General features: G+C 62.0%; 10 protein-coding genes. 7 read left to right on the forward strand and 3 right to left on the reverse strand.

Going from position 1 to position 11,883, the window contains the following annotated elements; all coding sequences use genetic code 11:
- The first annotated feature begins 549 nt into the window (after positions 1-549).
- Positions 550-1,491, forward strand: coding sequence for a malate dehydrogenase (gene mdh, locus PUQ42_RS06805; RefSeq protein ID WP_122119755.1), 942 nt, complete (start codon positions 550-552; stop codon positions 1,489-1,491).
- Positions 1,492-1,615: 124 nt separating this feature from the next.
- On the opposite strand, the gene PUQ42_RS06810 is transcribed toward mdh, so the two are convergent.
- The 3 genes from PUQ42_RS06810 to greA all read right to left on the reverse strand — a co-directional run bounded on the left by PUQ42_RS06810 (position 1,616) and on the right by greA (position 4,970).
- The gene (locus tag PUQ42_RS06810) at positions 1,616-3,925 is read right to left on the reverse strand and encodes a TonB-dependent receptor (RefSeq protein ID WP_273372216.1); all 2,310 of its coding nucleotides are present in this window, start codon (positions 3,923-3,925) and stop codon (positions 1,616-1,618) included.
- A gap of 132 nt (positions 3,926-4,057) precedes the next feature.
- Complete coding sequence (locus tag PUQ42_RS06815; RefSeq protein WP_197714841.1) at positions 4,058-4,399, reverse strand: hypothetical protein; 342 nt, start codon at positions 4,397-4,399, stop codon at positions 4,058-4,060.
- Between the two features lie 94 nt (positions 4,400-4,493).
- Positions 4,494-4,970 (reverse strand): transcription elongation factor GreA, encoded by a 477-nt coding sequence (gene greA / locus PUQ42_RS06820; protein WP_087310718.1) that lies wholly within the window; start codon positions 4,968-4,970, stop codon positions 4,494-4,496.
- Positions 4,971-5,304: 334 nt separating this feature from the next.
- Here greA and PUQ42_RS06825 point away from each other — a divergent pair, with 334 nt between their 5' ends.
- The 6 genes from PUQ42_RS06825 to PUQ42_RS06850 all read left to right on the forward strand — a co-directional run.
- A complete protein-coding gene (locus PUQ42_RS06825; RefSeq protein ID WP_087310716.1) occupies positions 5,305-6,123 on the forward strand; it encodes an outer membrane protein assembly factor BamD in 819 nt (272 codons plus the stop codon).
- A 1-nt stretch (position 6,124) separates the two neighbouring features.
- The gene (locus tag PUQ42_RS06830; RefSeq protein ID WP_087310714.1) at positions 6,125-6,457 is read left to right on the forward strand and encodes a DNA-directed RNA polymerase subunit omega; all 333 of its coding nucleotides are present in this window, start codon (positions 6,125-6,127) and stop codon (positions 6,455-6,457) included.
- A 13-nt stretch (positions 6,458-6,470) separates the two neighbouring features.
- Positions 6,471-7,703 (forward strand): bifunctional phosphopantothenoylcysteine decarboxylase/phosphopantothenate--cysteine ligase CoaBC, encoded by a 1,233-nt coding sequence (gene coaBC, locus PUQ42_RS06835; protein ID WP_122119757.1) that lies wholly within the window; start codon positions 6,471-6,473, stop codon positions 7,701-7,703.
- 51 nt (positions 7,704-7,754) lie between these two features.
- Positions 7,755-9,398, forward strand: a complete 1,644-nt coding sequence (gene recN, locus PUQ42_RS06840) for a DNA repair protein RecN (protein WP_122119758.1) — start codon at positions 7,755-7,757, stop codon at positions 9,396-9,398.
- An 81-nt stretch (positions 9,399-9,479) separates the two neighbouring features.
- Positions 9,480-10,091 (forward strand): phosphoglycerate mutase family protein, encoded by a 612-nt coding sequence (locus PUQ42_RS06845; protein WP_273372222.1) that lies wholly within the window; start codon positions 9,480-9,482, stop codon positions 10,089-10,091.
- A gap of 21 nt (positions 10,092-10,112) precedes the next feature.
- Positions 10,113-11,883, forward strand: a 1,771-nt coding sequence (locus tag PUQ42_RS06850) for an erythromycin esterase family protein (protein WP_273372225.1), incomplete at its 3' end; no start/stop codon positions are given.

The following is an 11,883-nucleotide window of genomic DNA, read 5'->3' on the forward strand; positions in this document are numbered from 1 at the left end:
AATGGAGCAATCAACCCCGGCAACGGACGGATTCGCAACTCTCGGGAGAAGAGCCCCGGCGGGCTCGGTCCCGGCACGACAACGCTGAAACCCGGATGCCGTGTGTGCAAACGGGCCATGGAAAAAGCAGACGCTGCAACCAGCCGACATCTGCAGGCGCAGAAAGCGCAACCGGTGCGGCCGTGTGGGAGATGGAACGCGCAGAACCAGGGGGGGGGAGAAAAACTCCGCAATGGACTCACGAATCTGTGCAAGACAGAACGGGAAATGGGAAAAGAATGGGAAAAGTCCAAACGGAGTCCGATACCCGAGCGTATGAATCCCCGAAAAGCGCAAACGTGCGAATGTTCCGCGGCAAGGACAATCCGCTCCTGCAAGGTAGAATACGGATACTGGTCCGCACCGCCTCAGCGGAATGAAAAGGTGTGAAAAAGAGTGATGGAGCCGCAACGAAAGTCTCGCTGACCGTGTTCCGGATGAGGATCCGCCGCAAAGCGGACAACTCCGCCCCCAAATCCGAATTACCTGCTAACCCAAACGCTCAAAAGTATGTCAAAAGTTACCGTCGTAGGCGCAGGCGCCGTAGGTGCAACCTGTGCGAATGTGATGGCTTGCCGCGAAGTGGCAAGCGAAGTGGTTCTCGTCGACATCAAGGAGGGCCTCTCCGAAGGCAAAATGCTGGACATGTACCAGACCTCCACGCTGATGGATTTCGACACGAAACTCGTCGGTGTAACCAACGACTACCGGAAGACGGCCAATTCGGACGTGGTGGTCATCACCTCGGGCATCCCCCGCAAACCGGGCATGACCCGCGAAGAACTCATCGGCACGAATGCCAATATCATGAAGGGCGTCGTCGGCAACGTCATCCAGTACTCGCCGCGCGCCATCATCATCGTCGTGGCCAACCCCATGGATACGCTGACCTATCTGGCCCTGAAGGCCTCGGGACTCCCCAAAAACCGCATCATCGGTATGGGCGGCGCACTGGATTCGTCGCGCTTCAAGTGCTATCTGGCCAAGGCTACAGGCGTCAACATCAACAATATCGACGGAATGGTGATCGGCGGTCACGGCGACACGACGATGATCCCGCTGCTGTCGAAGGCCACGGTCAACGGAGTTCCCGTCACGCAGTTCGCCTCGAAGAAGAAGCTTCAGGAGGCCGTACAGAACACGATGGTCGGAGGCGCCACGCTGACCAAACTCATCGGCACGTCAGCCTGGTACGCTCCGGGAGCCGCCGCCTCGATGATGGTCGAGGCCATTCTCCACGACCAGAAGAAGCTGATTCCCTGCTCGTGCTACCTCGAGGGAGAATACGGGCAGTCGGACCTCTGCATCGGCGTACCGGCGATCATCGGCCGCAAGGGCATCGAGAAGATCGTCGAGGTGGAGCTCACCAAGGAGGAGGCCGCGAAGTTCGCCGCCTCGGCCGAAGCCGTCCACAAGACCAACCGCGTGCTGCACGAGATCAACGCCCTGTAGCCCGACGGCTGCCAGCAGGCAACCGCGAAGACAAACGGCCCCGATACGCGTATCGGGGCCGTTTTTATGCAACAGGAAGAGCTTCTGAAGACGCCCGAAGGCGGCAAACCGCCCCGGACAACCCTCAGAATGAGATCTTCGCGCCGACAAACCAGCTGCGCGGCAGCGACGGTCCGTAGATATAGCCCGAATCCCGCTCGATGCCGCGGTCGAAATCGCGCTGATAGGCGTTGAAGAGGTTCTGCACGCCGCCGTAGAGCTGCAGTGTGACGTCGCGGTAGATCCGCCAGTCGTAGGCCACCTTCAGATTCACGTCGCAGAAGGCCGGCGTCGTGACGGCCACATCCTGCCCGACGCCCGAACCGGCCTTGTGCTGCACGAGCATTTCGCCCGTACAGGTGCCGGAGAGGTCGGCCGTCAGGCGGCGCCATGGTTTGAACGATGCCGTGAAGTAGCCGTAGAGGTCCGGCGTGCGGAACATCCTCCGCACGGGCGCCACTTCGGGGTCGTCGCTCCACGCCTCGGGCTCGACATAGCGGCTGCGCTGCCACGTCATGCCGGACTGCAGCTCGAACCAGCGCGTGAAGACCGCACGCCCCTCGAGGTTCAACCCCGTCACCGTCGCTCCCGAACCGTTGTAACGCTCCTGGATCTTGCCGCCGTCGTCCGGCTGCTGCAGGTCGCGCAACGCAAAGACATCCTTCAGCCGGGTGTGGAAACCCTCGATCAACAGGTTGGTCTGCACCGATCCGAAGTTGTGGTAGAGGTCGGCCGAGAGGCTGACGCTGTGCGAACGCTCCTCGCGCAGGTTGTCGGCCAGCCGGATGCGAACCCGCTCGCCGCCCACGATGGCGACGTGCAGATCCTCGTCGAAGGCCTGCGGAGCCCGGTAGCCGGCGGCGTAGCTCAACCGCAGGTTGACCGACTCCGTGGGGTTGAAGCGCAGGTTGACCCGTGGGCTGAAGATCACGTGATCGACCAGATTGTGCTTGTCCAGACGCCCGCCCAGCAGGAAGGACCACCTCTCCGACTTCCACTCGTTCTGCAGATAGCCGCCGACGATATGCACCCGCTGATCGGTATGGATGTCATAGCCCACCGAACGGTCGGCCAGATCATCGTAGCTGTATTCGGCCCCAAGGGTCAGCTCGGCGGGCAGGAACCACAACCGCTCGAAGGCATGGACATACTGCAGGCCGGTCGCCACGACCAGATCCCGGGTCGTGCCGTAGGCCCGCGTATCCTGCCGGCTGCCGTAGTAGCTCTTGCGGGCCGTATGCTGGAACGAGGCGTAGGCATTGAAGCGGTCCCGGCGGTCGGCCGACGAGAGGTCGAACGAAAGGCTGCCGCCGTCGATGGCATGGTCGGCCTGTTCGGCCACATTGGCCTCGTGAGGGGGCTGTTTCAGCAGGTCGCCGCCCCGGCGGAACTCGTTGAGATGGTGATACTGGGCCGTCAGCCGCGAATAGGCCCCCGTCCGCAGGAAGGTGCGCATGCCCAGCGAACGGCTCTCAAGCTGCGGAAGCTCCGTAAAGCCGTCGCCGTTGTGGTCGTATCCCGAGCGGTGGCGGCTCTGGCCGAAGATGCCGAATCCGGCGCGACCGCTCTCGGAGACGATCGAGGCGTTGAGCATCGAGGTGTTGTCGTAGGAGTGGCTGCCGCCGAGCGAGAGCAGCCGGTGGGAGAACTGCGCCGTACTGCGCGTCGGTTCGCGGGTGATGACGTTGATCGTCCCGCCGATAGCCGACGACCCGAAAAGCGCCGAACCGCCGCCGCGCAGCACCTCAACCCGTTCGATCATGTTCGAGGGGATCTGCTCCAGGCCGTAGACCCCCGTCAGGGCCGAAAAGAGCGGATGCGAATCGACCAGAATCTGCGAATAGTGGCCGTCCAGACCGTTGATGCGCACCTGCGTGAAGCCGCAGTTCTGGCAGTCGTTCTCGACCCGCACGCCGGGCTGGAACGACAGTCCCTGGGCCAGGCACGACGCCTCGGTGCGTTCGAAGAGCCGGGCGTCGAGGACGCTCACCAGCGCCGGAGCCTCGCGCCGCAGCGTAGCCGAACGGCTGGCCGAGACAACCACCTCGTCCATGGCAATGCCGCTGGGTTCGACCTCGAAATTCAGTTCGAGGGTCGTGCCGCGTGTCAGCTGGACGGAGTCGCGCCGTAGGGCGTAGCCCAGCGCCCGGACCTCGATCAGCAGCCGCCCCTCGGGGAGGTTCTTCAGAAAGTAGTGGCCCGAGGCGTCGGTGGTGGTGCCGAAGGTGGTGCCGACAACCGAGACCGTGGCATAGGCCAGGTGTTCGTGCGTCGTGCGGTCGACGACGTGTCCGAAAAGGTTCGCGTCGGTGGCTTTGCGGGGAGCCTCGGCGCCCGCTGCGCCGAAACAGGGCAGCAACAGCAAAGGCAGTGCCGCCAAAAGGATATTTTTCATAAATGGATTTTCAATCGGTTTGACAACTGGGGAACGTTCCGAAGGCTTTCGAAGCCCCGGAGGCAGGCATACGACGCCTGCGCCCCTGCCCGTGCAGGGACCCGATGCGATACGCCCCGCGCATCGCTTCCGTCAGCGGTCAAACCCGGGAGGCGCCCGCAGCGAAAGGACCGTCACGCGCTGTGCGCAACAACACCGCGTAGCTTGGGGCTGCAGCACGGCCAGCACCTCGCCGTGGAACTGCGGGGCCGGCAGGCTCTGCGCCAGATAGGGAAAGAAGTGGTAGTTGTCAACGGGACAATACCCGACGATCTCCTCCCGGGCTCCGTTGTCGGGCAGCAGATCGCCGCAATGGGCGGCAAAATGGGCATGGTCCTCGAGATAGATATGCACCTTCTGCCCGGCATAGGCGCCGAGCAGCGTCAGCAGCAAAAAGGCTGCCGTCAATCGTCGGAGCGTGAGGTGCATCTTCATCGCCGTGAAGGTACGAAAAAAAAGGACCGCGGCAAGCGGTCCCGATAAAAATACCGAATTCTCGGTAGGTCGTATGTCTTTTCCAGGCTCCGGATCAGATCGAGATGTCGAGGATCTCGAAGTGAATCGTTCCGGCCGGCACATTCACATCCACACGGTCACCCTTCTTGTGACCCAGCAGTGCCTTGGCAATGGGCGTGCCGATGGCGAGTTTGCCCTCGCGCAGATTGGCCTCGTGCTCGGCTACGATCGTATAGGTCATCTGCTTGTTGGTATTGTGATTCAGCAGCGTCACCTTGCTCAGAATCTGCACCTTGCTCTTGTCAATCTTCGACTCGTCGATGACCCGGGCATTGGCAATCGTGTCTTCGAGTTTGGCAATCCGCATCTCGAGCAGCCCCTGCGCCTCACGGGCCGCATCATACTCAGCGTTCTCCGAAAGGTCGCCCTTGTCGCGAGCCTCCGCAATCGCCGCCGAGATAGCCGGGCGCTCGACGGAACGCATGTGGTCGAGTTCGTCCTTGAGTTTCTTGTACCCCTCGGCTGTCAGATAAATAGTCTCTTTTGCCATAATTCAATCATTCCCCGGAGGCCCCGTCCGGAGCGGAACCTCCAAAAAATAAAACATAAAAAATAAGAATCCTGGCCCGCAAAGGCCAGAACCCTGTTTCATCGCATAAGGCAAAGATAAGAAAGATAATCCACATTTGCAAATCTTTTTTCACGTCCGAAGCCGGAAAGTGCCTTTCTTCCACCCAATTAGACGATACCCGGCAGGCAGGGGGCCGCAACAGCCCAAACCTCCCGACACAAGGGCCTTTTCCCGCGGGCAGGGCAATATTTTTTTTGCAAATCGTTAATTTATGCGTAACTTTGCGCGATAAAGCGCCGTAAAAGATTCTCAAATGAAGCAGACTTTCTCATACGCCCTGTGCGCCCTGGCGGCGGCCCTCTTCCTCAGCGGATGCTCCGGCATGAATGCACTCCTGAAAAGCGGGCAGCCCGAACTGATCTACAGCAAGGCGCTGGAGTATTACGACAACGGCAAATGGCAACGCGCCATCACACTCTTCGAGGGCGTGGAGCACTACTATCAGGGCACCTCGCGCGAAGACACCGTCTCCTTCTACAAGGCCCGCAGCCGCTTCAAGAACCACGACTACGAAACAGCCTCGACCGAACTCGACGACTTCCGCCGCAAATTCGGCCGCAGCGCCTTCATCGAGGATGCCGAAGGCATGTACGCCCTCTGCTTCTTCTTCCTCTCGCCTGCCCCCTCGCGCGACCAGACCGTCACCGGTCAGGCCCTGATCGCCATCAACGAGTTCATGTCGCGCTACCCGCAGAGCTCGCGCATCGAGGAGTTCAAGAAGATCAACACCGAACTCACCGAACGGCTCCACGAAAAGGCCTACCTGAACGCCTATACCTATTACAAGATCGGACGCTACAAGTCGGCCATCACGGCGCTCAAGAATGCCCTGAAGGAGTACCCCGAAAGCAAACACCGCGAAGAGATCATGTATCTGATCGTCGAATCGAGCTACCGCTTCGCCAGCAACTCGATCGCCGACAAGCAGACCGACCGCTACCTGGCCATGCTCGACTCCTACCTCTCGTTCAAGGAGGAGTTCCCCGAGTCGACCCACATCCGGGAACTCGACCGCATGGCCCAGCACGCCCGCGACTATCTCGACCGCAACAACAAGGACAACAATATATAAGATGGAAATCAAGAAGAACATCCCCAACAACACCATCACGCGCAAGCTGGTGGATCTGGACAAGGAGACCGGCAACGTCTACGAGAGCATCAACATCATCGCCCGACGCGCCAATCAGATTGCCACGGAGCTCAAGACCGAACTCAACCGCAAACTCGCCGACTTCTCGTCGCCGACCGACACCATGGAGGAGACCTTCGAAAACCGCGAGCAGATCGAAATCTCGCGCTACTACGAGCGCCTGCCCAAACCGACGATCATCGCCACCGAGGAGTTCCTCGATCACGAACTGGTCTACAAGGAGGGCAAGGACGATACCTTCAAGGAGATCTAATCCCCGGGCGACAATGACCTCTCCGACTGCGGCGGGCCACAATCTGGCCGGCCGTCACATTCTCCTGGGCATCACGGGCAGCATAGCGGCTTACAAGGCTGCCATGCTGTGTCGTTTATGGAAGACGGCAGGCGCCGAAGTACAGGTGGTGATGACCCCGCTGGCCAAACAGTTCATCACCCCGCTGACGATGGCCACCCTCTCCAAGCGACCCATTCTGGTGGAGTTCTTCGATCCGGAGAACGGCGCCTGGAACTCCCACGTCTCGCTGGGCGAATGGGCCGACTGCTACGTGATCGCTCCGGCCACGGCCAACACGCTGGCCAAGATGGCCACGGGCGTGGCCGACAATCTGTTGCTGACGACCTATCTTTCGGCGCGCTGTCCGGTGGTCGTGGCCCCGGCCATGGACCTGGACATGTACGCCCACGAGGCCACGCAGCAGAATCTCCGTACGCTGGCCGCCCGCGGAGTGCGGATCGTCGAACCCGGCGAGGGAGAACTGGCCAGCGGCCTGAGCGGCAAGGGCCGCATGGCCGAACCGCAGCAGATCGCCGAATACGTCGGGAGGCTGCTCGGCGAAACGGACGAAAAAAAAAAGACGCTCGCCGGTAAACGGATGATCGTCACGGCCGGAGCCACGATCGAGGCAATCGATCCCGTGCGCTTCATCTCGAACCACTCGTCGGGCAAGATGGGCTACGCCATCGCCGGCGAACTGGCCGCACGCGGTGCCGAGGTGACCTTGGTCTCGGGCCGTACAGCACTGCCCACCCCACCGGGAGTCGAGCGGGTGGATGTTCTCTCGGCCGCCGAGATGTACGAAGCCACGGTGAAGGCCTTCGATCGGGCGGACGGAGCGGTGATGTGTGCCGCCGTGGCCGATTACACCCCCGAAAGCGTCTCCGAAACCAAACTCAAGAAGGGCGACGGCGAACTCTTTATCCGTCTGCGCCGCACGCAAGACATTGCCGCCGAGCTGGGTGCCCGCAAGGGCGGCCGCCTGCTGGTGGGATTCGCCCTGGAGACCAACGACGAGAAGGCCCACGCCCAGTCGAAACTCCAGCGCAAGAACTTCGACTTTATCGTATTGAACTCGCTGCGCGACGCCGGCGCCGGATTCCGCGGCGACACGAACAAGGTGACGCTCATCGACCATGCGGGCAGCGAGGAGCTTCCGCTGATGTCAAAACGCGAGGTGGCCGAACGCATTGTCGACCGTATCGAGGGGCTGTTGACCCGCTGACGGCCGCGTCCCGCGACAGCCAATCACTGAACAATCAATTCCGAAAAAACTATGCTGCGTCGTCTGTCGGTTGAAAATTACGCACTTATCGACAAACTCGAAATGGAGCTGGACCCCCATCTGAACATCATCACGGGTGAGACGGGAGCCGGCAAATCGATCCTGCTCGGGGCGCTGGGGCTGCTGCTGGGGGCCAAGAACGACGGTTCGGCCATGAAGGATGCGGCCCGCAACTGCACCGTGGAGGGAACCTTCGACCTGAAGGGGTGCGGACTGGAGCCCTTCTTCGAGGAGAATGACCTCGACTACGCGGAGGAGACCTCCCTGACGCGCATCATCACCCCGGCGGGCAAGAGCCGGGCCTTTGTCAACGACGTCCCGGTGCAGCTGGCCCAGCTGCGCGAACTGGGCACGCGGCTGATCGACATCCATTCGCAACACCAGAACCTGATCCTCTCGTCGGAGGAGTTCCGCACGTCGGCCCTCGACACCGTGGCCGGAAACGGCGAGCTGCTGGCCCGCTACGGCGAGCAGTACGGCCGGATGTGCGAGCTGCGCCGCCGGCTGGCCGCCCTGCGCGAGGAGGCCGAACGGGGACGCCGCGACGAGGAGTGGCTGCGCTTCCAGACCGATGAACTGACGGCTGCCGCCCTGCGCGAAGGCGAGCAGGCCGAACTGGAGGAGGAGCTCGCCGTGCTGGAGAATGCCGACCGCATCGGCGAGACGCTGACCGAGCTGCGCAATGCGCTGGACAGCGACGAGACCGGTGTGCTGATGCAGTTGAAAAATGCCGAAAACAACCTCGCGCACCTGCGTGACCGCTACCCCACGGCCGGTGAATATGCCGACCGGCTGCACGCCGTACTCGAGGAGCTGAAGGATATCGACGCCTCGGCCGCCAACGAGAGCGAGCGGCTCGATGCCGATCCCGAGCGACTGGCCAAACTCTCGGCACGGCTCGATACGCTGATCGCCCTGCAGCAGAAATACCACGTGGCGGACGAGGCGGAGCTGATCGCCCTGCGCGAACGGAGTGCCGCACAGCTGGCCGCCATCGTCCACGGCGACGAGGCAATTGCCGAGGCCGAAAAGGCCCTCGCAGAGGCGGTCGGGAAGGCCGAAGCGCTGGCCGAACGGCTACACAAGGCCCGCGAAAAGGCTGCAACGGGGTTTGCCCGGGAGATTCTCGCGACGCTGACCAAGCTGGGGATGGCCGAGACGGTTTTCCGCGTGGAGCTGACGCCCCGCGCAGAGCTGGACCGCACGGGCCGCGATGAGGTGCAGTTCCTCTTCACGGCCAACGCCCGCATGACGCCGCAACCCGTCGAGCGGATCGCCTCGGGCGGTGAGCTTTCACGCGTAATGCTGGCATTGAAGGCCCTGCTGGCCAAGCGGATGCAGCTGCCGACGATCATCTTCGACGAGATCGATACGGGCGTTTCGGGCCGCATTGCCGACGCCATGGGCGAGATCATCGAGTCGCTGGCCGGTTCGATGCAGGTAGTCGACATCACCCACCTGCCGCAGGTCGCCTCGAAAGGATCGACCCACTTCGTGGTCTACAAGCGCAACAGCCGGACGGAGATCACCCGCCTGAGCGACGACGACCGCATTGCCGAGATTGCCAAGATGCTCTCCGGGGCACAGATCACCCAGGCCGCCGTGGCACAGGCCCGGATTCTGCTGGGGAGATAACGGACGGCAATCGTCAGAACGATCCATTCCCGGCGGCTTCCACCCCCGGGAATTTTTCATAGCCGAACAACGATGAACCATATGAAAACGATCCTAGCCCTGGCGGCCGGGAATCAACAACGGGCGCGGGAGATCATCCGCGAAATGGGACTGCACGAAGCGTGGCAGGCTGTCGGAGCACGTACCGAGGAGGTCGGCTCGCTCCGCTCGGGGCTGCTCTGCAAACACCTCGACATCGACCTGCACGTCTACTCACCGACCCCGCTTCGCGTGGAAAGGAGTTTTGCTGCTGCGGCCCGTATTGCCGCCCATCCGCGGATCCGCCGCATGGAGTATGCCAACCTGCTCGATGCCGAAGACCAGTGCCTGGAGTGGCATGCGCAATACGAGGATCACGACGGCCGTCTCTGGCAGATCGACATGATCCACATGGCGGAAGGTTCACCCTGGGCAGGCTATTTCGAACGGGTGGCCGACCGCATTGCGGCTACGCTGACCGAGGAGACGCGCGAAGCGATTCTGCGGCTGAAGTACGAAACGCCCGACGAGGAGCATATCCCGGGCATTGCCCTCTACCGGGCGGTGATCGAGGGCAGCGTCCGGAGCCGGGCGGAACTTAAGGCCTGGCTGCAGGCGAATCCCGTCGAGGGGATCGTCTCCTGGATGCCCGAACCAAACCGAACAGAACCCTAAACCGACCGAAACCATACGACCATGAGCTACTCCCCTCCCCTTATCCGGCTCCTTGCAGGCGCACTGCTTCTCGGCAGCACACTGCTATGCGGATGCAACCGCACGACGCTTTACAATCTCGATTTCGAGGACACCGACTACCGGAACCACCCCTCCCAATGGAGCCTGCCCGACTCGGTCTACTACGGCTACGCCGCCGCAAGCGACCGCAACTGCCGCAAACACGGCGGCTACAGCCTGCGGCTGGAGCAGGTCGATACGACCAAATACACATGGGCCCGCTTCTCCCAGGAGCTGCCCGACACGCTGGTAGCCGGCCATGAGATCGAACTCAGTGGCTGGGTCCGTACGGAGGAGGTCACCGAGGGATTTGCCGATCTGTTCCTTATCCTCACCGAAACGGAAGACGACGATCTCCTGGCGGCCGACACTGCGGGACGCGGCCTGCGCGGCACGACGGAGTGGCAGCGCATGGTGCTCCGGCAGCAGATACCCGACTCGGCCTCGGGCGTCCGTTTCGGCGGCCTGCTGAAAGGCGGAGGCCGGGTCTGGTTCGACCGGTTCGAAATCCGGATTGACGGCCGCAAACTCCGCGATCCACGCATCCCGGTCCCCAAAAGCCGGCTCACACGGTGCGAGAAGGCGGAGCTTCGGCGTTATATCCATCCGCTGAGCGGGTGCGACGCGACCGATGCGGACTCCGTCGACCTACGGTCATTCGACACATTGATCGGTCACAGTCAGGTGGTTGCCCTGGGCGAGAACTCCCACGGAGCCAGCGAAATTTTCCGCATGAAGGAGCGTCTGATCCGCCACCTGGCCACCCGGCAGGGGTTCGACCAGGTGGTCTTCGAAGCCGACATGGCCGCGGGCATCCCGCTGGACAACTACCTGCGCAACGGTCAGGGAACGGCCATAGCGGCGCTCTTCGGACTGGAAATGTGGATCTGGGATACGCACGAGGTGCTCTCGCTGATCGAGTGGATGCGGCAGCGGAACGTCGACGGCCATCCGATCCATTTCCGGGGCATCGACATGCAGTCGGCCAATCAGGCCGTGAAGCTGTTGCGCCAGGAAGCGGGAAAGGATGCCACCACCCGGCAGCTGCTGGATGAAATCGCCCCGAAGCTGGACAGCGTGCTGAGCTACGACCGCAGGAATCGGGCCCGGATCGACTCGCTCGCGGCCTCCGAAATCGAACGCAACCTCAACCGGATCGAGAGCCGGATCGACCGTTCAGCCACAGATGCCCGAAGTTGTACCCTGCAGCGGCAGCTGGTCACCCTCATCAGACAGTACCTGAGTCTGGACGAGGGAGTCTACTGGCGGGATCGCTGCATGGCGGAGAATCTGCTTTGGATCCGGCAGCAAAATCCCGATTCGCGGATGGTCATCTGGGGCCATAACGGCCACGTCTCCCGAGCGGAGAACCGAATGGGACGCCATCTGGAGGAGGCGCTCGGTGCCGATTACCTCAATGTCGGCTTCACCTTCCACGCCGGGCGCTGCTCGATCATCGTTCCCGGCTCGGAGGAGCTGCAGCACGACGTACAGACGGCCCCGCCCGGAACGATCGAGTATCTGCTCCACCAACTCGATGAACCGTTCTTCATGCTCGACCTGCGACGGTTGCGCGAGGAGCAGTCACCCGCCCTCGAATGGATCAACGGCATGAAGTTCCGCCACATCGGCGCGTTGAGATGGGAGGATGAATTCTGGGACGAAGGGCTCGCCGATCAGTTCGATCTCCTGATCTACATCGACCGCGTCACCCCCTCGCAACTGCTCTTCT

The sequence above is a fragment of the Alistipes megaguti genome (genome assembly GCF_944320325.1).
Classification (GTDB): domain Bacteria; phylum Bacteroidota; class Bacteroidia; order Bacteroidales; family Rikenellaceae; genus Alistipes; species Alistipes megaguti.

What these genes read in the sequence shown, in the direction of transcription:
- recN (WP_122119758.1), top strand. Translation starts at nt 7,755, where the DNA reads ATGCTGCGTCGTCTGTCGGTTGAAAATTACGCACTTATCGACAAACTC.
- mdh (WP_122119755.1), top strand. Translation starts at nt 550, where the DNA reads ATGTCAAAAGTTACCGTCGTAGGCGCAGGCGCCGTAGGTGCAACCTGT.
- PUQ42_RS06810 (WP_273372216.1), bottom strand. Translation starts at nt 3,925, where the DNA reads ATGAAAAATATCCTTTTGGCGGCACTGCCTTTGCTGTTGCTGCCCTGT.
- PUQ42_RS06845 (WP_273372222.1), top strand. Translation starts at nt 9,480, where the DNA reads ATGAAAACGATCCTAGCCCTGGCGGCCGGGAATCAACAACGGGCGCGG.
- greA (WP_087310718.1), bottom strand. Translation starts at nt 4,970, where the DNA reads ATGGCAAAAGAGACTATTTATCTGACAGCCGAGGGGTACAAGAAACTC.
- coaBC (WP_122119757.1), top strand. Translation starts at nt 6,471, where the DNA reads ATGACCTCTCCGACTGCGGCGGGCCACAATCTGGCCGGCCGTCACATT.
- PUQ42_RS06815 (WP_197714841.1), bottom strand. Translation starts at nt 4,399, where the DNA reads ATGAAGATGCACCTCACGCTCCGACGATTGACGGCAGCCTTTTTGCTG.
- PUQ42_RS06830 (WP_087310714.1), top strand. Translation starts at nt 6,125, where the DNA reads ATGGAAATCAAGAAGAACATCCCCAACAACACCATCACGCGCAAGCTG.
- PUQ42_RS06825 (WP_087310716.1), top strand. Translation starts at nt 5,305, where the DNA reads ATGAAGCAGACTTTCTCATACGCCCTGTGCGCCCTGGCGGCGGCCCTC.